The organism is Microcoleus anatoxicus (assembly GCF_042465725.1).
Lineage (GTDB): Bacteria > Cyanobacteriota > Cyanobacteriia > Cyanobacteriales > Microcoleaceae > Microcoleus > Microcoleus anatoxicus.
In genome coordinates this window covers 1,730,468-1,754,158 of record NZ_CP120853.1, presented here as the reverse complement: position 1 = coordinate 1,754,158, position 23,691 = coordinate 1,730,468, and the positions used below count along the sequence as shown (strand labels likewise).

Below are 23,691 nucleotides of genomic sequence, written 5' to 3'. Positions count from 1 at the left end.
TCAATCAACATCCAATTGCATCGGCCCCAAATATTTTGTTAAATAAGGAGAAAAAACCTCATAAATCAGAGTCAGCGGCTTACCATGATGCCAAAACAAATAGTGTCGTCCCCAAAAAGGCCCCGACTGTTCAAACGCTGATTCCAAAGCAGCCGAATTACCCAAATAAATGCCTTGCACATCCCGATACAATTCCGTCCGCAGCCGTGCTAAACTTGCCCAAATTGGCAAAGATTTATTTTGCAAATATTCGTCTACGTGACTCGCTTCCCACCAAGAAGCTGCATAGGCCAAACGCTGTCCCGAAGCAGTCCGCAGCCACACTTGTCGGCGCAGATGTGGCCCCGGAACCACCACAATCTGTTCCGGCGCGCCATCTGCATCTGCACCCACTAAGGACATATCAATCACATCAACTTCTGTGGGTTCCCCAGTCAGCAATTGCAGGTGACGGGTGGGGGAACCGTCGCCAAGGAGCAGTATTTGCCATGCTGGTGCTAGCTTGGTGTGGGGTAAACCCTTCTGTACTGCGTCTTCTGCTCCTTGCCACAGGGGGTTGAGAGCGTGCCAAGTTCGGCTGTTTTTCGGTGTGAATGTTGCAGTCAAGGGTCTTTACAAAACTTAATTTTTTGTTTATTATAACGTTTCTCTAATCTAAAATCTATAATCTCAAGTCGATTCGAGATTTTTATTCTTCCTGTTTCCTTCTTCCTGTTTCCTTCTTCCTGAATTTCCCCCCTTGGGGGGGGCAGGGGGGGGTGAATTATTCCTTCTTCCTTCTTCCTTCTGCTATATGTTAAGAATAACTGAAATAAAACTCCCCCTCGATCATCCAGTAGATGCGATCGCCGACAGCATTCTCAAAAAGCTGCAAATTCCACCCCAAGAATTGCTTGGCTATTCCATCTTCAAACGCAGCTACGATGCTCGTAAAAAACCAGAAATCCTGCTTGTCTATATTGTCGATGTGGAAACTACACAGGAAACACAAATTTTGGAGCGCCTCAAAAAAGACCCTCATGTGATGGTAACGCCAGACATGAGTTATCGCTATGTAGCCCAAGCTACCCAAAATTTGACGATTCGCCCCATTGTGATTGGTACAGGGCCTTGCGGGATGTTTGCAGGGCTGATGCTAGCACAAATGGGGTTTCGCCCTATCCTGTTAGAACGTGGTAAAGCTGTGCGCGATCGCACCGTTGATACCTTTGGATTTTGGAAGAAAAAAACCGAATTCAACCCAGAATCTAACGCCCAGTTTGGGGAAGGAGGCGCGGGAACTTTTTCCGATGGCAAACTCTACAGCCAAGTTAAAGATACTCAACATTATGGACGCAAGGTGTTGACAGAACTTGTGAATGCGGGAGCTTCACCGGAAATTTTATATATCAATAAACCCCATATCGGTACTTTTAAACTGGTGGGAATTGTCCAAAGTATCCGTGCCAAAATAGAATCTTTAGGCGGTGAAATCCGGTTTCAAACTCGTGTAGCAGATATTCACATCGAAAATGGCAAAGTCGAGGGACTTACCCTCGCAAATGGAGAATATATTGCTAGTAATTATATAGTTCTGGCGGTGGGACATAGCGCCCGCGATACTTTTGAAATGTTGTTTTCGCGCGGGGTTTACATCGAAGCTAAACCGTTTTCTATTGGTTTTCGGGTGGAACATCCCCAAACTATTATCGATCGCTGTCGTTTTGGCGATCGCGCCGGCCATAAACTTTTGGGTGCCGCCGACTACAAACTGGTTCACCATTGCCAAAATGGTCGTTCAGTCTATAGCTTCTGTATGTGTCCCGGTGGATTGGTGGTGGCCGCAGCCTCTGAACCAGGGCGACTTGTCACTAATGGGATGAGTCAATATTCCCGCAATGAACGTAATGCTAATAGTGGGATTGTGGTGGGTATCACCCCGGAAGATTATCCCGGTCATCCTTTGGCGGGAATTGAGTTTCAACGTCGCCTAGAAGAGCGGGCATTTGAGTTAGGAGGTGGCACTTACAATGCCCCAGGACAGCTTGTGGGGGATTTTTTGGCGAATCGACCTTCGACAGTGTTAGGCGCTGTTCACCCTTCTTATACGCCGGGAGTTCATTTGACTGATTTGAGTGGAAGTTTACCAGATTATGCGATCGCCGCGATCCGCGAAGCACTTCCAGCTTTTGACAAACAAATTAAAGGATTTGCGATGAATGATGCCGTCTTGACTGGAGTAGAAACCCGCACTTCTTCGCCGATTCGGATTAAGCGCAAGGAAGATTATCAGAGTTTGAATACTGAAGGCCTTTATCCGGCTGGGGAAGGTGCGGGATATGCAGGTGGAATTTTGTCTGCGGGGATTGATGGAATTAAGGTTGCTGAGGCGGTTGCTTTGAGTATTTTGCGGGGAAATCACCAAGTTTGAGGTGGGATTTGAGAATTTTTGGATAATATCAATTCTGGTTGTATCGTCAGGTGATTTAACCGCGAAGGCGCGAAGTACGCTAAGGAGGAGAAGAGAGAGTTTAATACAGGACGATGAAGACAGGATTTTATATAACTCGGCTTTTTCAAGTCCAAAAGCAACGAAAAATCTAGCAATTTTTATTTTTTTGACATCTTTTCTTCATCGTCCTGTATTCATCTCTCTTATCTCCCTCTGTGTTCTCTGCGTTCTCTGTGGTTCAATCACCTGACAATGCAACCGAAAAGGATATCAATTGTCAACTCTCAACTCTGTTCAAACAGTAGCTAAGCGCGATCGAATTTCCGTATCCGTATATTCCGGTGTCCAACCAGTCGTAGTGGTAAAATATCGCACAGCTTTAACTTTCCGTGTTGCAGTCAAATAAAACCAATGTTCTGTATTCGCCGGCACGTTGATAAATTCTTCCGGCTCTACAGTCACTTCCACTTGACTACCGTCGGGACGCACAAAACCGAAAATTCCCTCTCCTGCTACGATATAGCGCACTTCATCGTCAGCGTGAATATGGCACTTGTCGAATTTAGAGAGCACAGTGTCGAGGTTGGAAATCTCTGGGTGCAGCACAATCAAGTCTCGCGACTGATAGCCTGCGGTTTCTTTCAGTTGTTCAAAGTAGCCGTCTAAAGCTTGCAGCACTTGTTCTTTTTGATTGTCGTCTAGAGCATCTTTGGCTAACAATTCCCGCATTTCTGGGTTGTCTCCCACGGGCCAACTGTTGAGTTTAATTTTTAAGGGAGCGAGTTCGCGGGTAATATCGCTCAGTTGAGTGTAGGTTGTACCGTCTTCGAGTCGCAGGATAGCCATTTTTTTAGGTTTTAATTTTTGATTAACAGACACATCGAAAGATGTTTGTCGATCGCACTTGTATGAGAATTATATTTTAACGTTAATTTGAACAGGCCTCTCCGGCCTGTTCTAGAATAGTTCCCCATTTGTCGCGATAAGATTGATAAGTCAGATGCCTGCTAGCAACTGGTGCGATCGGCAACACTGATATCTTAAATGTAACTTTTGCAACAACTATGCCTACTTATACTGGAATTTCTAGCGAAGCTTTTCAACATCCCCTCGATCGCCAAGCCGAAGCAGCATTGCGCAGCGTACCCGGATTTGACTTAATTGCTAACAAATTTGTAGAGTTTGTCTACGAACGACCCCAATTTGTTTACCTGATGGGAAATAGCATTCAAGTCGGGCCTCGCCAATATGCCAGCATCTATCACATTTTTCGGGAATGTTTGCAGGATTTAGATGTTTTTCCAGAACCCGGTTTGTTTGTTTCTCAAAATCCCTCAGTCAATAGCTATGCCCTGGGAAAAAACCAGCCCTATGTCGTATTAAATACTGGTCTTTTGGATTTATTAGATGAGGCAGAAATTAAGGTGGTATTGGCTCATGAGTTGGGACACATTAAATGCGGTCATCCCACTTTAAATCAAATGGCGATGTGGGCAATGAGCGTTGCTTCGACGATAGGGGAGATGACTTTCGGCTTGGGAAATATGGTCAGTAGCGGTTTGATTTATGCTTTTTATGAGTGGCGGCGCAAGGCAGAATTATCGGCAGATAGGGCTGCATTGTTAGTCACAGATGATTTGAATAGTGTGATGAAAACAATGATGAAACTGGCGGGAGTTAGTAGCAAATATGCTAGCGAATGTAGTTTGCAAGAATTTATCCGTCAGTCTGATAATTATCAAGAACTCGATCGCGACAACCTCAACCAAGTGTATAAATTTTTACTCTACAACGGCGGCTCTGGCACCATGCTCAGTCACCCGTTTCCGGTGGAACGTCTGCGCTATTTGCGAGATTGGGCAAGTTCCGAGGAATATCGCCAAATCAAGTTGGGGAACTACAAGCGGGCGGTATCTGAGGGTGCTGTTGACGTGAAATCTCAAACACCTAACAGTGAAGCCGAGGCTCTGCGGCGTCAGATTGAGGAGTTGCAGCGGGAGATAGAGCGGCGTAAATCTCGCTGAAGTGGGAGTATGTCACGAATTCGATGTCCCTGATATCGGCATTGTCCTGATTACGGAACCAGGCTCCGCTTATCGCAGGAATTCGACATTCAACTCTAGTTTTTCTCCCAACCACAAAGAATGTATGGTGCGATCGGCCACATCGTCGCCTGTTTCGGGATGGACAAGAATATTTAGCCCTTGGCGATGGATCGTTAACCAAGGAACGACTTGGCCAAACTGTGCTGGTAAAAAAGCAATTTGATACATTGCTTGGGGGTGGGGGCCAATGGGTTTGTCATGCCACCGCCCAAGCTGCACCTCAAACCGAGTTAATCTTTCACGTAGACGCGCAGCCACATCACGACTATCAGTGTCGAACTAAATATGTGCGTGAAAACGTACTATTTCCATGGTGTCTTCGTTCATTGTTTTCAGTGAGTTAAAATTAAGGTAAGATTTTATACAGCATATTCCAAGCTCATCAAGTACAGTCTTAATTTAGCTAATTGGTAAGGTTCGTCGTCCCCAGCTCCCAGGATAGAACTTGCTGATTGAGGGATGGTGACGCACCTTACTGGTGTCGCCAGATTGTTATACCATTTCTCTAAAATCGTGCAACAATCTTTGACCCCCCCTAACCCCCCCTTATAAAGGGGAGGGACAAGACTACTGTTGCATTCTTTTTTAAAATTGGTGTCAGTACCAGATAGACATGGAATATGCTGTAAGTTTTTTGTGAAGGCGGAAAGTTTTTTGCCGACTTGACTATTTAATATCAGGATAACCCAGCGAAAATTAGGTTTATGTCTCGTGTTTTAGAAAGGTTGTTGCAAATTGACCAGCTATTGCGGACAGCCCCGCGGCAAACAGCAGTAACAATTGCTGAAGCCTTAGAAGTTAGTGAAAGGACAGTCCGTAATGACTTGGCTTTTTTGCGGGATCGGTTCAGCGCCCCGTTGAATTTCAATCGGCAAAAAGGGTTTCACTATACCGATCCAGATTGGCGCTTGCCTAGTATTTCTCTAAGTCAAGGCGAATTATTTGCTCTGACATTGGGAGCGAGAATGTTGCAAGCTTACTCAGGTTCAACTTATACCAAAGAATTGCGATCGGCCATCGAGCGATTGAGTGAAAGATTGCCAGCACAAACTTGGATCGATCTCCAAAGAATTGCCGATGAACGGATCGTTTTTAGAAATGGGGTAGAAAACTATCTTAACCCGGAAATCTGGAATCAATTATTAGAAGCTTGTAGGACATCTCACCAAGTTCGGATGTGTTATTTCACAGCAAGTCGCAATGCTACATCTGAACGAGTGCTAGACCCTTATTTGCTGCATATTTACCGAGGAACCAACCCTTATGTAATTGGATTTTGTCAACAACGCCAAGCTATTAGGTGGTTTCGAGTCGATCGCATTCAAAGCTTAGAAATTCTTAATACTAAATTTATGCGCGATCGCACATTTAATGCTCAAGAACATCTGGATCGGATTTTTCAAGCTGAGGTAGGAGAGGGTAAACCGGTGGAGGTAGTCATTTGGTTCGATCGGCCCACAGCACCCTATATCTGGGAGAGGCGATGGCATTCAACCCAGGAAATTGAACAACATCCCGATGGGGCGGTGACATTGAGGATGACAGTGGGGGGACTTAATGAGATCAAGCGGTGGGTGTTGGGGTATGGGAAAGGGGCGAGGGTGAAAAGTCCGCCGGAGTTGGTGCAGTTGGTGCGCGACGAGGTGGAAGGGATGAGCCAGTATTACAAAAGTTAAAGGGGAGTAGCAAAATCGTGTACGACTGTGGTAAGCTGACTGACTTGATACCTAAGATGCCCCACCTGCGGGCGTTGAGCACTAATTCGCTCTCTAGGCTAAAATACAGCCTTAACTTTCAACCACCTCTGATTGCCGTTAGGCGTTTAGTTTTTTTTGGCTCTTCTGTTGACAGCCATCATTGCATTGAAATATATTAAATGTAATTAGCCCTTTAGGCGAAGCGCCAAAAAGAGTAAAAAAAACTCTCTGGCCATTAGACCGGAGAGCCAACAATATATAACTAACAGCATCATGCCAAAAAAAATCGAAATTGAAAAGGGAGTCAGGAAAATGAACACTGTCCCACGCAGTCATGGGAAAACTCCTGATTTCCGTGAGCTTCCGCTATTTTCATCCGCGATCGCAGCGCTAACCGAAGACAGCCCTTTAACAACCGATCTGGTTTCCGAAAAATTCGGAATCTCCCAGTCGGAACTTAAAAAATGCACAGTAGGGCGTTTTTTGGAATTAAATAATTGGGTAATTTTGCACAAAGGCCGTAACTCTTGGCGAGTTATTAACGCCTAGCGGGTAAAAATACAACCCAAGCTTAAGAGCCTGGGAATGGTGTGTACGCATCAAACGGGGCATGAATACCCGATCGCCATTGGATATTCATGCTCAATAACACCTTGACTAAATTTTTTAAGAGTTTTTCAGGAGTCATCTAGTTATGGTAGTCACTGAATGCGATCGCGAGCAACAACAAGATAATAGTTTGCCTTATGTAGAGTTGTGTTTTAGCGTCATCGGTCAAACTTTACCAGCGGATCATGGATACGCACTATATTCCGCATTAAAACAGACTTTTTTAGCAGGTAAAAATTTCCCAGATGATGTTTTATTATCTAGTATTTCTGGCTTGCCTGATAAACAAGGAAAAATTTATCTAAATAAATTCTCCCAACTGCGGTTACGGTTTCCGGCTGAAAAAATACAGGATTGGTATCGCCTACAAAATCTAGTTCTGAACATCCGAGGGCATCTCATTCGTTTAGTACGTCCTAAACTAGCTTTACCGATGGCGAGTAAAAGTCTGAAATCTCGACTGGTGACATTTAACTTAAAGGAAGTAAACAACCATGAAATGCCAGTTCATTTCCTGGAATCCTGTCAAAAAGCTCTGAATAATCTTGATATTAAAGGTCAGGTATTTATTGATAGTGATACAGATGGAAACCTGGCAAGGCGGGCGCTAAAAATCAAAGAAAAGCACGTTGTAGGTTTTGGTATTGTGGTAGAAGGACTCAGCGAAGAGGATTCGATCAAATTACAAACTAACGGGTTAGGCGGTCGTAAACACTTTGGTTGTGGTTGGTTTTTTCCAACTAATGAGGTAGATAATGAAGCCTAAATTATATCCCGATCGCCTACTAGCAAAATCTGTTGAAAAACCTTGGCGTGCAACTTATACCCTAGTTGGACATACAGCAGCAGTTGTCGATGCAGTTACAACATTAGTAGATGTTTTAGGCCATTCTCTGATTGCTCAATTTAATTTGCAGTGTAGTTTATCCAAACTTAGAGCCACAGCACGTCTCGCTGCATATTTGCATGATTGGGGGAAAGCTAATGACCATTTTCAAATGGTGGTACGACACCAACGCAACCCACTGAAAAATCCCCAATTAATTCGGCATGAAGTAGTTTCAATTCTTCTAGCTTGGGAGTATCGCCAATGGCTACAGGAATGTCCAGATAGTGATTTTTTGACAGCACTAGCGGCAGCGGGAGGTCATCATTTAAAACTGGGATGGAACTCCAGAAAACAAGAGCCAAATGATGATTTAGGAGAAATCAGAGAAGGATCGGGCAGCGATCGTCTTTACTTATACACTGAACCTAAGTATTTTCGAGGCTTGCTCAAATATGGGGTCAAAGCTTTGGGTTTACCTAATCTAAAACTGCCAAAACTCCCCACTGAATGGCAAATTACAGACATCAAACAAAAACGGCTTGAGGTATTAGATGACGAAAATGGTTTTCTCGATTGGCAACACGAGCCAGGTTTTTTAGATGTAGTTAAATCCTTAATTGTGGCTGGTGATGCGGTGGGTTCGGCGTTGCCAAATACTAATCAAAAAATTAAAAATTGGATCGAGAAAGAAGTTACATTTACCCTGAATGAAGCAGAAATCCAACAAGTTATCGATCGACGTTTAGCAGGGAATTCAATTCGTCCTTTTCAAATTGACTTGGGAAATACACCAACGCGAGTCACCCTAGCAAGGGCTGGATGTGGCACTGGTAAAACCCTCGGCGCTTATAATTGGGCAAAACGATATGCTTTAGGCAAAAAACTGTTTTTCTGTTATCCAACTACAGGAACAAGTACAGAAGGCTTTATTGACTATGTTCACAATCAAGTTGACTCTGTTTTACTCCATTCTCGTGCAGCCGTAGATTTAGCACATATAACATCAACAGGTGATGAAGATGACTTAGAAATTAAGTTAGAATCCTTTAAAGCTTGGGGTGCAAAAGTGAGTGTTTGTACGGTAGATACCGTATTGGGATTATTACAATGTAATCGCCGACCAATGTATTGCTTTCCCGCCATCGCCCAAGCTGCTTTTGTTTTCGATGAAGTGCATTGTTATGACGATCGCCTATTTGGTAGTTTACTGCGATTTCTTGAAGTTGTCAAAGCTCCTGTTTTACTGATGTCAGCATCTTTTTTGCCTTGGCAGTTAGACGCTATTAAAAAAGCAGTTGGCGAACCTCTTGAAGTTATTCACGGCCCGCAAGATTTAGAAAATTTGCCTCGCTATCAATTTCAGCTATTGGAGTCTCCTAATTGGGAGAGAGTTGAACAAGAATTTAATAAAATCTATACACTCACCAACGGCGATCGCACTTGCGGAAAAGTGCTATGGGTATGCAATCAGGTGGGAACAGCGATCGCAGTTTACCAAGAGGCAAAAGAACGCGGATTAAATGCTTTGCTTTATCATAGCCGCTATCGTTATCAAGATCGAGTCGAACATCATCGTGCAGTGATAGATGCTTTCAATAAAAATGAGCCTGTAATTGCGATCGCCACTCAAGTTGCCGAAATGTCCCTCGATTTATCTGCCACATTATTAGTGTCGCAAATTGCCGATCCTCCAGGCTTAATTCAGCGTCTTGGTAGACTAAATCGCCGTTATATCGGGAAATCACTTGATGCCATTTTTTATCCAGATCCTAAAGTAAGATTTCCCTATGCTCAAGAAGACTTGCAGAATGCTCAATCAATGATAGAAAAATTTACAGGTGAAGTCTCTCAAGCAGATTTGGCAACATGGCTAGAACAAACTTCCCACCAAGGGAAACCCGATGAAGAAACTGTTTTATTTAGCCCGTATAAAAATTGGCAAACTTACCCCGCACCTTGTCGTAAAGCTGGGTATACTGTGACAGCAATACTAGAGGAAGATGTTTCTATTATTGAGAGTTTACCAGCTAAAGAATTGCCACGCTATACTATTCCTTTGCTACTGACAAAGAAGGTAAATAATTGGAAGCGACACAAAAAAGGCTATCCAATTGCTCCTAGTAATGAATGGTCATATTGCGAGGAAATAGGAGCATATAATGTAAAAGGAGGTGATGAAAATTGAGTACATTTGAAGTGTCACTATTTGAACCCAATACTCTTTTGCCACATCGGGCGGGCATTGCAGGATTGGCACTAGCTCTTTCTATACTCAACCCTGAAGATGCTCCTATTTGTATTAAATGGAAAGTCAGTGAAGAAGCTATTTCTATAAATTGGGAATGTAGCGATAAAGAGGCGATAGAGTGGCTGATTCAGCAGGCCTATAAAATTGAAGATGGATTGTTAGTTGTACCCGCACTTAACCTCAGTAGCCAAGGGCGATATACCTTTAGTCAAGGAGTGCTATCAACTTTTTTACAACATTCTAAACAAAAAGGATTTCTTGAAGATCCGAATAAACCCAAGGAAGGCAAGAAAAAGTTTTATATCAATAAATCTATTGCTTTTTCCCTAGAATCAGACAAGCCTGAAATTAGCCAAAGTTATACTCTTCTGGATTGGTGCTACTACTTAGATCCAAATAGAATTGCTAAAGCTTTTAACAAAAAAGGTGAATTCTTACCAGAAATTAATGTTAAAGGGCATCATTTACCTGGATTAGTGGAGTGTTATATCAATGGTGAATACCAAGAATCACCTAGTGGATTTATTACTTTACTATTTTTGCCGATCGCCTGTAACTACTACCTTTTGCCACCAAGACGTTATGCACTCGTGATACCAGAGGTTACGAACCTTTTAGCATGGGTGCAGCGCCGCCGTCAACTTAGTAATCGTAGCTACAAAGACTTTCGAGCACCTAGTGCGGGGGAAGCAGGTTTACGACTGTTACTTGAAGAATGGACATCTGAGAACCTGAAACCACAAAAAGTTGATTACTGTGAAGTATATCAACTAGGTAAACAGCCTTGGGATGGACAGCAATCGGGTTTGAAACAGGCTGTGTATCGCATTCGTGCTTCGGATGCCATATTGGCAATCTATCAAAGTGCGATCGCCTTATTTCCTACTAAAGTGCGTGTTACTGATAAAGGTGAGTCTTGGCTGGCACTTTCCAAGGTATTGCCTTGGATTGCTGATAATTTAGTGATGGCAAAACCTTGGTATAACCAATTCTATGAGTTTCACAAAGCTAATGATATGTACGAACGAAAAGGATTAATTGCTATGACAGAACATTTGCAAAAACATGAACAAATTTTGTTCGATGCTGTACAGGGTTCCTTCGGTACATATCTACGTGGACAGATAAAGCAAGCAGAAAAACAGGGTCGTAAACTTGATTATGAACAAGTCACAGACAAAGCAATCTATCGCTTGCAACGCCCCAGCACGCGCCAAGAGTTTGCAACTGCCTTGGTAGGTTTTTTGAGCCAATTTCGGAGCAAGAAATCCCAAGGTGTCGGCAGAGAAATCTACGCTTGGATTCACGGCGAAGAATGGCGTAAAGCTCGCGATTTGACTATTTTGGCGATCGCCACCTATCAAAGCAAGAAAAAAGACAATATTACTGACTCTAATGATGATTCGATCGAGTTACCCGATCCTGAAACTGAAACAGAATCAGAAGTCTATGAAGAGAGTTTGTAATTTTCAAATAGGACTTATACCAATTTTTTATGAAGCTGCATAGAATCAGATCCCCCCTAACCCCCCTTAATAAGGGGGGGACAAGATTCTTCTCAAAGTCCCCCTTCCCCCCTTGGGGGGGGCTAGGGCGTGTTTTCTTGCCTGATCCATCAGATCCTGATCCCCCTAAATCCCCCTTAAGAAGGGGGACTTTGAGCTTCTTTCTCCCCCCTTTTTAAGGGGGGTTGGGGGGGATCTCCGGGGAGAGAAAACACGCCCTAGGGGGGGGTGGGGATTTAGGGGGATCGAAATATATGCAGCCTCATATTAAATTGGTATTACGCATGGGGCACCAGAGACCCGGTTTTTTAGAGACTATGTGGATCAAAACGAAGTATTTTCGTTAAAAAACCCGGTTTTTTTGGTTGGGTGCGTAAGTGATGTCAAATTTTACCATAATTTTTCAACCAATAAGGAGCAAAATCATGTCTAAGCATTTGTTTGTAACTGTTGTCACCCCCACTGCGATCGCTGCTAATAACCGAGGCGAAGGCGATGGTAGTACCCTATCAACCTTGCAGAAAATTACCTGTGGTAATGACCAATACACCACCGTCAGTGCGGAAGCAATTCGTTGGGCAATTCGTGAGTATTTGCAGAATACCTGTGAATCACAAGTCAATCGGACCTTTAATTCTGATGATGATAAGTATCATCTCAAAGGAGAAAAGGATAAAAAAGGAGCAACTTATAGCCCTACAGAATTCATTGATGATGATTTATTTGGCTACATGGATGCAAAAAAAGGTGCCGATAATGAAGATGCCACCAAAAAGCGCCGTGGTGTATTAGAAGTAAGTCGTGCTATTAGTCTCGATCCTTATTGGGGGGACATCGCTTTTGGTTCTACAGGAGGTCAAAAAGGCAAAACTTCAATTCACAGTACAGAAATTCATCGCACAGCCTACCAGTACACGATCGCACTCACACCCGAAAGCCTGAAAAAACCGGAAAGGGCAGTTTTAACCCTTGATGCAATGGCAGCAATTCGGCACGTTGGTGGCAATCATTCCCGTTTTTTGTATGAATTTCGTCCTGAGTCAATAGTTATTCGTATTACAAACGATCCAAGTCCTTGGATTATGAATTGCTTCAAACGCATTGATGAATCCATTGGTTGCCCTCAATTGGTGCGCTTAGTGAAAGTAAAAGATATCCCAGCCAGTGAGTTGATTGTAGCCGGTGAGATTGTCGATACTTACGGCGAACAATTGAAAGATTTGGGTGTGACAGTGTATCCAGGGATAAAAGAAGCGATCGCAGTAGCCAAAAAGCGTCTAACCGAGCGATAGGAGGTAAAGGATTAATGAATAATTTGCTCTATTTAGAATGTCCTTGCACCAGCTTTCCTCGCAGTTTTGCTAGAGATTTCAAGGAAACTTACCGCTATCCACCACCCTCGACTGTTTATGGATTTCTGCTTTCTTTAGTTGGCGAAGAAGATATGACTGCCCATTTTGGTGTAAAGCTGGCAATGGGAATCATCGGCAGCGATCCGCCAGTATCTAGAATTATTCGCAAACAACGAAGCCATAAGTTTGTAGTGGGAACTGAAGCGAAAAATCGCGTTAAAAAGCATGGAGAGGGAGTTTACCCAACCAGTAACTTTTCTAAGCCAAATCATCAAGAACTACTCACAGGTTTGCAAGTCGTGTTACAGATTGATTCCAGTGAAGAATCTGCTAGAATCAAACTATCAGAAAGAGTAGTTATTGCTCTGGCATCTCCAGAACAAATTACCCGGTTTGGGGGATTAAGTTTAGGAGAATCTTGGGCGCTGGTTAATGGTGTGAGAAATTATCGGGAAAGTGATGGAAAAATTCGTTGGTTAGTAAAAGATAAGCGTGGTTTGATTGGTCTACCTATGTGGATAGATCGCCAAACTGGACAAGGGACTTTTCAGCGTTTTAGCTTTGGTGAATTATCCGAATTTTGTTGGGTAAAAATTCAGCCACCTGTAAAACTTACTCCGAAACGCTCAAGTAAATTATGACTTAGGCATGGGGACTGGTGAAACCGGGTTTTTTAGAAGATATGTGGGCCAAAACGAAGTATTTTCGTAAAAAACCCGGTTTCTTTGGTTGGGTGCGTAAGCGTTGTTATTTCCCAAAACTTCCAGGTAAGCGGAAGTTTTTTTGCCGGGGTAAATAGCTAGAGTAATTTCAGCCTGAACAAGCATCAGGTGAAAAAAAATTACTCTAGCCAGATTTCACTATGCAAGCACTTGAAATTGACTCTTTTTTACCCCCAAAACAAAGCACCATTCGTGTTTGTGCCCTCCATGCTTTTGCCTACTGTCCCCGCCTTTTCTACCTCGAAGAAGTAGAAGAACTCCACACCCAAGATGCGGCAGTATTCGCTGGCCGCCGACTGCACGCAGAACTGGAAAAACAGGAGGATGAAGAGTGGGAAGAATTGTACCTCGAAAGTGAAGAATTGGGGTTGCGCGGCCGCCTAGATGCCCTTCGCACCCGCGATGGGGAAACCATTCCCTACGAGCACAAACGGGGGCGCTGTCACCGAGATGCACATAATCAGCCCCAAGCTTGGGAGAGCGATCGCCTGCAAATTCTCAGTTATGCTTGGTTGATTGAATTAGCCAAGGGTATTTCTGTCCCAGAAGGGCGCATCCGCTACCACGCTGATAATGTGATGGTGCGCGTCCCCCTTGATGATGCAGGGCGCACTGCGGTGAGAGAGGCTATAGAACAAGCGCGATCGCTCCGCCAGTCCCCCTGTCGCCCACCAGTCACCGACAACGAGCGCCTCTGTACCCGCTGCTCCCTTGCTCCAGTTTGCTTGCCAGAAGAAGCTCGACTTGCCCATAATCGAGAATGGCAGCCCATTCGCTTGTTTCCTGAAGACGACGAACGACAAATTATTCATGTTTTAGAACCAGGAACAGCAGTAGGGCGCTGCGGAGAACAAATCAAAATATCTCGCCGCCATCAGCCTACAGAAATCCTACCAGGCCGGCAAATTGGTCAAATTGTACTCCATAGTTTCTCCCAAATTTCCACCCAAGCTTTGTACTTTTGCACCGAACAGGCGATCGGAATTCACTTTGTTTCTGGCGGGGGACGCTATGTGGGAAGTTTCGATGCTCGTGGTGGTAGCATTCAGCGTCGAATTCGTCAATATGCAGCACTGAGTAATTCGGAAAAATGTTTGGAATTAGCCCGAAAATTAGTTATTTGTCGGGGTCAAGGACAGCGCAAATTTTTAATGCGCGGTGGACGTGGCAAGGAAGCATCAGAGGAGCTAAAAAAAGCCATTAATCAAATGAAAATTGTTCTGGCTCAAGTTCCCAAAGCCAAAGGTCTAGAAAACTTATTAGGATTAGAAGGAAACTTGGCTGCGCTATATTTTGGAGCCTTACCTTATCTGATTGGTAATGATGTTTCTCCCCTGTTGCATTTTTGTGGTCGTAACCGTCGCCCGCCCAAGGATCGATTTAATGCTTTGTTGAGTTTTGGCTATGCTTTACTCCTGAAAGATGTGATGAATGCCATCCTCAGTGTGGGTTTAGAACCAGCTTTAGGTTTCTATCACCAACCTCGTTCTCAAGCCTCACCTTTAGCCTTAGATTTGATGGAAATTTTCCGCGTTCCTTTGGTGGATATGGTGGTTATGGGTTCAATTAACCGAGGGCAATGGCAACCCCAAACTGATTTTGAGGTGAGGGGAGAACAAGTTTGGTTAAGTGACGCGGGGCGACGCAGGATAGTGGATTTATACGAAAGCCGTAAGCAGGAAACTTGCAAGCATCCTGTGACTGGTTATGCTCTTACCTATCGTCGTTTGTTGGAGTTAGAAGTGCGTCTTTTGGAAAAGGAATGGATGGGTGAGGGTGGTTTATTTGCACAATTGATTGTGCGGTGAGGTGTGACAATGGCTGAAGCAAAAAATTGGTATCTAATTACCTACGATATTCGTTGCCAAAAACGCTGGCGAAAGGCTTATAGCTTGCTGCAAGGTTATGGTGAAAGAATCCAATATTCGATTTTTCGTGCTTGGCTGAGTCAGCGGGAGCGAGAAAAGTTACGATGGGAGTTGGAGAAGGTGTTGGCATCGGAGGATAGTTTGTTGCTTGTCCGTTTGTCTCATCAGTGTGCGAGTACCCTTTGTGCTTACAACCGCCCTGGTGCTTGGCCCCCATTGGGAGATTCCTATCGGCTGGTTTGAGGAAAATTTAAGCACCTCTGCTTGTGGAATTTTTTTTTGAGGTTGTATGGCTGCAAACCCTTGTCCTATCTATGTTTCAGCCTTTTTTAGGGTTCGGGAGGTGCTTGCAAAACTCTGGATGTTAGACAGGGTAAGGGTTTGAGAGAATTGGGATTTGGGTTTTATGGCTAGTTTTTGGCTTTTTTTGAGATTTTGTTGCTATTAAGCGGGAGGTGCTTGTAAAATCGACTAGGGATGGTTATCTGATAAGGGTTTCAGGAACCGCTAGTGATTAAACCTTTGATGCCGTAAGGCGTTGAGCACAATAGCAGCAATCACCAGAATCCACAACTGAAGAGCCTGTGATTAAACCTTTGATGCCGTAAGGCGTTGAGCACATTAATTTTATGTGACCGTTATGTGACCGTTATGTGTGATTAAACCTTTGATGCCGTAAGGCGTTGAGCACATCAAGGATTTGACTGAGGCAATCGCTTCGGATAGTGATTAAACCTTTGATGCCGTAAGGCGTTGAGCACTACACGTCAACTCCATAAACAACCAGCGATCGGGCGTGATTAAACCTTTGATGCCGTAAGGCGTTGAGCACACCCAAACTTCCTTCTCAGCATCTCCTTTGAAATATTTGTGATTAAACCTTTGATGCCGTAAGGCGTTGAGCACTGGTGGGGTGAGGAAGAAGCCCCCGCAATCACGCCGTGATTAAACCTTTGATGCCGTAAGGCGTTGAGCACAAATGCAATCCCATCTCTTCCCTCTCCTACTATTTTTCGTGATTAAACCTTTGATGCCGTAAGGCGTTGAGCACAATATGGGCTGTGATTTTCTTTTTGGGTTTCATAGTTTGTGATTAAACCTTTGATGCCGTAAGGCGTTGAGCACTTTCTGATTCCTGCTATGAATCAGAAATATTGGACGTGATTAAACCTTTGATGCCGTAAGGCGTTGAGCACTGACAAATCCTTCATTGCAGAAACAATTAGCTCATGTGATTAAACCTTTGATGCCGTAAGGCGTTGAGCACTAGGTAAGCCAGTTTTTACTTATTTGATTCGCAAGTAGTGATTAAACCTTTGATGCCGTAAGGCGTTGAGCACATGACAACGAACGCGAGTGCATAGGATGGCTTCAGTGATTAAACCTTTGATGCCGTAAGGCGTTGAGCACTTTGGAATTCTTCAGCCAAACTCTCAGCAGCCAATGTGATTAAACCTTTGATGCCGTAAGGCGTTGAGCACGTTTAGAAAAAGCGATCGCTCTCACCGGCATTAAGAGTGATTAAACCTTTGATGCCGTAAGGCGTTGAGCACAAGAGCTTTTAAAGGAGTTCGCTAGGCTTGCCGTGTGATTAAACCTTTGATGCCGTAAGGCGTTGAGCACCTTTCTAGTTCCGACCATTCAACAAACCAAGCTCGTGATTAAACCTTTGATGCCGTAAGGCGTTGAGCACAATTCGGGGATTTCGGGAATGGGCTTGAGCAGCGCGTGATTAAACCTTTGATGCCGTAAGGCGTTGAGCACGCGATCGCTCGTGATGCCGAGGTGACAGCAGCGGTGTGATTAAACCTTTGATGCCGTAAGGCGTTGAGCACCAGTCGCTGGCGTTTACGAAGGGACATTCAAGCGTGATTAAACCTTTGATGCCGTAAGGCGTTGAGCACCCCATATCTGAAATGGGTGTCAAAGAAGCTGAAGAGAGTGATTAAACCTTTGATGCCGTAAGGCGTTGAGCACCTCAACATTCCCGTGATAACTTCTGGTCCGGCTGTGATTAAACCTTTGATGCCGTAAGGCGTTGAGCACATACGAATCTTTATCATCTTGAGGCTTGATTACCGTGATTAAACCTTTGATGCCGTAAGGCGTTGAGCACTTGATAAATTCGCCCGTCACTCGACACTTGCCGACGTGATTAAACCTTTGATGCCGTAAGGCGTTGAGCACACCTCGATTCCTAGACTTTGCCAAAGGCAACCTAGCGTGATTAAACCTTTGATGCCGTAAGGCGTTGAGCACGTTTACCCAGTCCAAAAGGTTTGCTACTTGCTGGGAGTGATTAAACCTTTGATGCCGTAAGGCGTTGAGCACAAAGATTTTCCTCAGTTGCAGATGGAAATTGGTTTCTGTGATTAAACCTTTGATGCCGTAAGGCGTTGAGCACTGATATCCCCAATCGAAATCACGCATGGCGCAAAAGTGATTAAACCTTTGATGCCGTAAGGCGTTGAGCACCAAGGTAAAAAGAAGAAAATACCAAGTTTAGGCTGGTGATTAAACCTTTGATGCCGTAAGGCGTTGAGCACGAGAAACTCGGCCCGATCGCCGCCGTAAATATCGATGTGATTAAACCTTTGATGCCGTAAGGCGTTGAGCACAAGCCGTGTCCAAACTGATTCAAAGCCATTTAGCGTGATTAAACCTTTGATGCCGTAAGGCGTTGAGCACAGGGATGAGAGTAACCCAAAGCCTCCAGCCTCAGGTGATTAAACCTTTGATGCCGTAAGGCGTTGAGCACTTCAATTATCCACAGTCGAACCGACCAACAGAACGTGATTAAACCTTTGATGCCGTAAGGCGTTGAGCACTCTAGAGCTGTCGGCGTGGATGTGGTGGATTACAGCGTGATTAAACCTTTGATGCCGTAAGGCGTTGAGCACTTCTTGAAGCGGTTTCTGCGAGTGTCAGACTCAAGTGATTAAACCTTTGATGCCGTAAGGCGTTGAGCACTTTTTTTCTGCGAAGACGAGCCAACCTGGGATACCGTGATTAAACCTTTGATGCCGTAAGGCGTTGAGCACATTATTACAATCCTGAATCTGCCGACAAAGGGCAAATGTGATTAAACCTTTGATGCCGTAAGGCGTTGAGCACAACTATATTTTTTTCACCAGTTTTTCTGAAGATAGTGTGATTAAACCTTTGATGCCGTAAGGCGTTGAGCACGGTGATCCGCTATTTGCTCCAGGTGAAGACGGATGTGATTAAACCTTTGATGCCGTAAGGCGTTGAGCACATGTGATCGCCAATGTGGGAGTAGAGTTCGAGGAGGTGATTAAACCTTTGATGCCGTAAGGCGTTGAGCACTACCCTATCCGCGCGAAACGCCACAAGAATCCTCTGTGATTAAACCTTTGATGCCGTAAGGCGTTGAGCACTCCGATCAGGATTACCGCTCCACCGTCGGAAATCCGTGATTAAACCTTTGATGCCGTAAGGCGTTGAGCACAAGCATCAATAGACTTTTACCACGACCAGGAAGACCGTGATTAAACCTTTGATGCCGTAAGGCGTTGAGCACCTTATCCTGTTCCTTCTCCTACTCCTCCCCCCTATCCTCGTGATTAAACCTTTGATGCCGTAAGGCGTTGAGCACACAGTTTCTTGAGCAAGGTGGCGGCTGTTGTCCCACGTGATTAAACCTTTGATGCCGTAAGGCGTTGAGCACGATTGAAAGCCTGTCATATCTCCGATGTAAAACCAGTGATTAAACCTTTGATGCCGTAAGGCGTTGAGCACTGGTGAAGGTAACGAACATCAATCGCGCAGCTAGTGATTAAACCTTTGATGCCGTAAGGCGTTGAGCACTAGAGGGTATATTCTGAACTTCTAGCCATTAGTGTGTGATTAAACCTTTGATGCCGTAAGGCGTTGAGCACGTCGATTCACACACCTACCCTGACCCTGGGTGTAAGCTGATTAAACCTTTGATGCCGTAAGGCGTTGAGCACCTGTACATTTTAAAATTTTCGTCTCCTTGAAACCCATCGAGACAATCTGTGAGCTAGTACCTAGATTTATGCGGATTTGTCGCCAAGACGAAGGTACAAGGAAGGTGGACAAGCTAGAGACATACTCCCAACTTGCCTCCAATCTAAAAACTGTCCTCTCCTTTCTGAAATCCGTTTCCTAGAAAGTGTAGTTTAAATCAAGATAAGCTTATAACTCAACCGGGCTAGGTAAAAAATGATTATTGATAAACCAATGAATACTCAAAAGCCAACTTCTAATTTTTTTGGCAATGTAGGCAAAGTCGCGATCGCCCTGACAATACTCGCCGCCGGTATGGCCTTTACAAATCCTCCCAGAGACAAATACCTAACTTATGCTTCTGGCAAACTGGAAACAGAGCTCGAAAGCACTGTCTGTAAAGATTCTCGGATTCCTAAAGCTCTAACTGGTGTTACAGATACTTTGATCGGCAGTTGCAAAAATTTGCTGACTTCCCAGCGCAGTACCATCGAACAATTGCTCGACAATACAACCCAGCGAGAAAATTTAGGGGTAGTCAGTATTTACACCACTGAAGTCGGCAAAAAAAGCTATCAAACAGTGGGAGTCTTTGGTAACTTTGTAAGTCTACCGCCTGCTACGAATTCAGCTCAAAAGTAGCATTAAATTCAATCTATTCGATCGACCGGGTTTTGGATAAAGCCCGGTTTTTACGTAGGTGATTCTATGTAAGTAAGTCTCCCTAAATTACGCTAATTACCCTAGCTTATGCAAAATATTAAAACTTATTACAAGTCAACATTTATAGTGGAAATTAATATTAAGATGGTCACTACTAAATCTGATGATTGACAAATAAGCAGATGGCAGTGCAGTTAGCTCAGGGTGCAACATTTAATCTCTCTAAAGCAGCCCCGGATTTAAAAAAAATGGCGATCGCCCTTGGTTGGCAGGTGACAGAGGCTGGAGAAAACTACGATATTGATGTCTCGGCGTTTATGCTAGGTGCTGATGGCAAAATACCTAATGATGAATATTTTATCTTTTACAATAATCTCAAATCCTGTGATGGTTCCGTACTGCAATCTATTCCCGATCGCCACAAAGGAGGTAAAAAAAATAAGACGACTTATGGGGTGATTTTAGATAAAATTAATCCCCAAATTCAGGCCATAACTTTTGCAGTCACAATTCACGGTGCACAGCAAATTAATGCAAGTTTTAGCAACATCAAAAGTCCTGCAATCAAAATTTTAAATTTGGATACGGGAAAGGAACTGGTTCGATATGAATTAACCGATAATTGGCAGCAAGAGACGGCTATAGAATTGGGTCATTTGTCTCGAAAAAATGGAGAGTGGATATTTTATGGGGTATCCCAAGGATATCAAGTAGGATTGCAGGGTTTGGTTGACAAGTATCGCCCTACAAATAGGAATAATCAGGTTCCAATTACTAATGAATTGGCGGCGGTAACAGCAGGGGATGATTTACAGCTTCCGGCTTGGGAGTTGGAGGTGGAGTCAGAGGCGGAAACTGCCGGCGAGGGGCTCTCGGTGCGATCGCCCACTCACAATCAAGTTAATTGGGTAATTCCTAAAATACCCCTAGCGTTAGCCGCAAGTTTAGGGGTTTTGGTGTTGGGAATCAGTGCCGGTGCGATCGCCTTAACTCAAGCAGCCGATTCCACACTGAAGCAATCGAAAATATTGCTAACTGAAACCCAGAATGCTGTGACAGCAACCGATGTCAATCTGCTGAGAAGTTTCCATAAACGCCTTAAAGAAGCGATCGCTTCTTTAGATAAAATTCCTAACTTACCTGGCTGTGGCTATCCACAAGCAAGGGCAGATTTGCTGCAACTTAGCCAGACTTTGGTTCCTGTTGAGCAAAATTTACAAGCCGCAGAAAGTCTCGCAAGGGCGCAAAAATTGGCGATGGAGGCTGCTGTGGTTGTGCAAACGCCTCCTCATGCTGTGGAAGTTTGGCATCAGTCCCAAGCTAAATGGCAGCAGTCGATCGCCCTTTTAGAAGCGATCGATCCACGTACACCTGTTTATAGTCTAGCTCAAAATAAGTTATCCAGTTACCGGACGAATCAGGGTGCGATCGATCAAAGAGTTGCGATCGCTCAAAAAGCTGCAAATTTCAGCAATCAAGGTTCTTTGAAAATTCAGAAGGGAGATGTTTCAGGGGCAATTTTCAACTTTAATCAGGCTTTAGGTTTGAATCCCAACATACCTCAAGCTTACCTCGGATTGGGAATCGCTAGTTCAAAACAGGGAAACAAGCAGCAGGCCATTTACAATTACGATCGAGCGCTGCAATTTAATCCTAACTTGGCAGAAGCCTATTTTGGTCGCGGTCAAGTATATTATGAATTGGGAGATAAACAAAAGGCGATCGGCAGTTACGAACAAGCTATTCGCGTTAATCCTAATTATGGTTTGGCTTATTTGGAACGAGGTGCTATTCGCTGTATGTTGGGTACAAAATCGGAAGCAGTAGCGGATTTTAACCAAGCTAAGGAACTGTTTTCCCAGCAGAGAGATGACAACAATTACCAATTAGCCAAAACCTTTATCAGTGATTGTCAAAAACCCAGTGCAGAGGCGGTAATTTGCGATTATCGCAGGAATATTGACTCCTTGGGAAGACCCTGCAATCGAGGTTTTAATCCTCCGGTTATCATTAGAAGAAAATCTGCCAACAGTGCACCCAACGCTGAATCTACTGATGTTAAAAGCAATAGCAGCATCAATCCATCACCGGATAATTCTAATACCAGTAGCACCAGAACTCGCAGCCGGAGAAGAAGTAAGAGGTAAATTTCAGTCCCGTTAGTTAATAGGTGACAAAATGTGCTGGTAAGCATCAATGGTTTGTTGGGCGATCGCCTCCCAATTATAATGCTTGTTAGCGTATTCTCTGCCATTCAATCCCCGCCGTTGGCGCTCATCTGGATCGAGAAGTGCTGATTTGATTAAATGGGCGATCGCCCCAACTTCCAGAGGGCCAACCCAACCAGCTTCTGCTTCCTGTATGTCTGCGGAAATATGAACGCGATCGGAAATCACCACAGGTACACCAGCAGCCATTGCTTCTGCTACAGCAATACCAAAGTTTTCGTAATAGGAAGGCAATACAAATAAGTCAGCATTTGTCAATAGTTCCAGTTTGAAATCACCACTCACAAAACCAGTAATTGTTGTACATTGTGCTAAAATAGAATTCTGTATTCTTAGTTTAATTCCTGTTTCATAATCGGCATCTTGGGGATTTGAACCAGCCAAAATAAAATGAAACTTGATGTGCGATTTCCAAATACTTTCTAAAGCCGGAAGTAGCAAATCCAGCCCTTTTTTCGGTTCAATGCGCGACATAAATAAGATAGTTGGTACTGAAGATGCTCGCAATTTATGAGAAAACAAACCTGCTCTCACCCCCAAAGGAATCACCAAATCCATTGGCCTAGGCATCTTATCTGGGCCATCCAAACCAAATCTTGCTGAGATTTTAGCCTCTTCTTTACTCGTGAAATGAATAGCAGCAGCCCCTGACAAATTAGGACGTTCTAAAAAAGTACCATAAATCTGTTTTAACAGCTTTTTTTTCTGTAAATCCGCCGGATCGAGCATACCGCAGGGACGGATAATATAGGGTAAATGGTGATATCTAGCAATGGTAGCAGCGAGGGTAGTTACTGGTGAGAAAAGAGCATGAATATGAGCTAGGTCAAATTTGTGTGCATGAGCATTTAACCACTGCAATAATGAGAGGGAAAATTTATATCTGCGCCAGGGAGAACAGCGAAAATAAATAATCTGATAGCCGTTTTGTTCTAGAGGTTGATTGAGGGGAACATCTAAGGGAAGTTGACCGATATCTCCGTTAGAATTTGTGGTGATAATCGTGACATCAATGTTTTTAGCAGCGAGGGCTGCTGAAAGTCCGAGTACCATTTGACTGGGGCCGCCGTAGACGAGGGAAATGGAGGGAATAATTTGGAGAATTCGCATTGTTAGCACTGGTTGTTATACAAATTTAATGTGAAGTTGCACATATTCCGATCCCCCTCGCATCCCCACCCCCCCAGCCCCCCAAGGGGGGATGGGATGGGGGAGGGGGGACGAAAGATTGGACTCTTGTCCCCCCCTTCTTAAGGGGGGTTAGGGGGGATCGAATTCTATGCAGCTTCATAAAAAATTAGTATTATAGGGTAAGAATTAATTGAACAGCTAAGGCGCTATTGATGCTAAGGAAGAACCCCCAAGCAAGAACCCCCCCAGCCCCCCCCAAGGGGGGAAAGAAGAAGATGCTGTTTTTCCTGGGCGCTGAGGCTCTAGTTTTATA

General features: G+C 44.1%; 16 protein-coding genes, 1 pseudogene and 1 CRISPR repeat array. Of the genes and pseudogenes, 13 read left to right on the top strand and 4 right to left on the bottom strand.

Annotation, left to right across the window (positions count from 1 at the left end; genetic code table 11):
- On the bottom strand, window positions 1–606 hold the full coding sequence (locus P2A85_RS07610; RefSeq protein WP_377478426.1) for a chorismate lyase: 606 nt from the start codon (window positions 604–606) through the stop codon (window positions 1–3).
- Between the two features lie 187 nt (window positions 607–793).
- Here P2A85_RS07610 and P2A85_RS07605 point away from each other — a divergent pair, with 187 nt between their 5' ends.
- On the top strand, window positions 794–2,410 hold the full coding sequence (locus tag P2A85_RS07605) for an NAD(P)/FAD-dependent oxidoreductase (RefSeq protein ID WP_377478425.1): 1,617 nt from the start codon (window positions 794–796) through the stop codon (window positions 2,408–2,410).
- Window positions 2,411–2,725: 315 nt separating this feature from the next.
- On the opposite strand, the gene P2A85_RS07600 is transcribed toward P2A85_RS07605, so the two are convergent.
- On the bottom strand, window positions 2,726–3,277 hold the full coding sequence (locus P2A85_RS07600; RefSeq protein ID WP_377478424.1) for an acireductone dioxygenase: 552 nt from the start codon (window positions 3,275–3,277) through the stop codon (window positions 2,726–2,728).
- Window positions 3,278–3,495: 218 nt separating this feature from the next.
- On the opposite strand from P2A85_RS07600, the gene P2A85_RS07595 reads away from it, so the two are divergent.
- Window positions 3,496–4,455 carry a M48 family metallopeptidase gene (locus tag P2A85_RS07595; protein WP_377478423.1) on the top strand — a complete coding sequence of 320 codons (960 nt, stop codon included), beginning with the start codon at window positions 3,496–3,498 and terminating at the stop codon, window positions 4,453–4,455.
- Between the two features lie 69 nt (window positions 4,456–4,524).
- Here the strand turns inward: P2A85_RS07595 and P2A85_RS07590 are convergent.
- Window positions 4,525–4,800 (bottom strand): annotated as a pseudogene (locus P2A85_RS07590) (DOPA 4,5-dioxygenase family protein); the annotation flags it as partial.
- A 440-nt stretch (window positions 4,801–5,240) separates the two neighbouring features.
- On the opposite strand from P2A85_RS07590, the gene P2A85_RS07585 reads away from it, so the two are divergent.
- From P2A85_RS07585 to P2A85_RS07535, 11 genes are all read left to right on the top strand, one after another.
- The gene (locus P2A85_RS07585) at window positions 5,241–6,212 is read left to right on the top strand and encodes a helix-turn-helix transcriptional regulator (protein ID WP_377478422.1); all 972 of its coding nucleotides are present in this window, start codon (window positions 5,241–5,243) and stop codon (window positions 6,210–6,212) included.
- A 333-nt stretch (window positions 6,213–6,545) separates the two neighbouring features.
- Entirely contained in the window at window positions 6,546–6,782 is a 237-nt protein-coding gene (locus P2A85_RS07580) for a hypothetical protein (RefSeq protein WP_377478421.1), read from the top strand.
- Window positions 6,783–6,927: 145 nt separating this feature from the next.
- Complete coding sequence (gene cas6 / locus P2A85_RS07575; RefSeq protein ID WP_377478420.1) at window positions 6,928–7,608, top strand: type I-MYXAN CRISPR-associated protein Cas6/Cmx6; 681 nt, start codon at window positions 6,928–6,930, stop codon at window positions 7,606–7,608.
- Entirely contained in the window at window positions 7,598–9,856 is a 2,259-nt protein-coding gene (cas3, locus tag P2A85_RS07570; RefSeq protein WP_377478419.1) for a CRISPR-associated helicase Cas3', read from the top strand. The genes cas6 and cas3 overlap by 11 nt, the downstream gene beginning before the upstream one ends.
- On the top strand, window positions 9,853–11,385 hold the full coding sequence (cas8a1, locus tag P2A85_RS07565) for a type I-MYXAN CRISPR-associated Cas8a1/Cmx1 (RefSeq protein WP_377478418.1): 1,533 nt from the start codon (window positions 9,853–9,855) through the stop codon (window positions 11,383–11,385). The genes cas3 and cas8a1 overlap by 4 nt, the downstream gene beginning before the upstream one ends.
- A 464-nt stretch (window positions 11,386–11,849) precedes the next feature.
- Window positions 11,850–12,716: a type I-B CRISPR-associated protein Cas7/Cst2/DevR gene (gene cas7i / locus P2A85_RS07560; RefSeq protein WP_377478417.1), complete on the top strand. Its 867-nt coding sequence runs from the start codon at window positions 11,850–11,852 to the stop codon at window positions 12,714–12,716.
- A gap of 14 nt (window positions 12,717–12,730) precedes the next feature.
- Window positions 12,731–13,417 (top strand): CRISPR-associated protein Cas5, encoded by a 687-nt coding sequence (gene cas5, locus P2A85_RS07555; protein ID WP_377478416.1) that lies wholly within the window; start codon window positions 12,731–12,733, stop codon window positions 13,415–13,417.
- Window positions 13,418–13,638: 221 nt separating this feature from the next.
- Complete coding sequence (gene cas1 / locus P2A85_RS07550; protein WP_377478415.1) at window positions 13,639–15,306, top strand: type I-MYXAN CRISPR-associated endonuclease Cas1; 1,668 nt, start codon at window positions 13,639–13,641, stop codon at window positions 15,304–15,306.
- A gap of 9 nt (window positions 15,307–15,315) precedes the next feature.
- A complete protein-coding gene (gene cas2, locus P2A85_RS07545; RefSeq protein WP_340523593.1) occupies window positions 15,316–15,609 on the top strand; it encodes a CRISPR-associated endonuclease Cas2 in 294 nt (97 codons plus the stop codon).
- Between the two features lie 267 nt (window positions 15,610–15,876).
- Window positions 15,877–19,337: a CRISPR direct-repeat array (repeat unit 36 nt; unit sequence GTGATTAAACCTTTGATGCCGTAAGGCGTTGAGCAC).
- 253 nt (window positions 19,338–19,590) lie between these two features.
- On the top strand, window positions 19,591–19,998 hold the full coding sequence (locus P2A85_RS07540; RefSeq protein ID WP_377478414.1) for a DUF4359 domain-containing protein: 408 nt from the start codon (window positions 19,591–19,593) through the stop codon (window positions 19,996–19,998).
- A gap of 188 nt (window positions 19,999–20,186) precedes the next feature.
- Window positions 20,187–22,166: a TerD family protein gene (locus P2A85_RS07535; RefSeq protein WP_377478413.1), complete on the top strand. Its 1,980-nt coding sequence runs from the start codon at window positions 20,187–20,189 to the stop codon at window positions 22,164–22,166.
- 12 nt (window positions 22,167–22,178) lie between these two features.
- On the opposite strand, the gene hpsP is transcribed toward P2A85_RS07535, so the two are convergent.
- Complete coding sequence (gene hpsP / locus P2A85_RS07530; protein WP_377478412.1) at window positions 22,179–23,357, bottom strand: hormogonium polysaccharide biosynthesis glycosyltransferase HpsP; 1,179 nt, start codon at window positions 23,355–23,357, stop codon at window positions 22,179–22,181.
- Window positions 23,358–23,691: the final 334 nt, after the last annotated feature.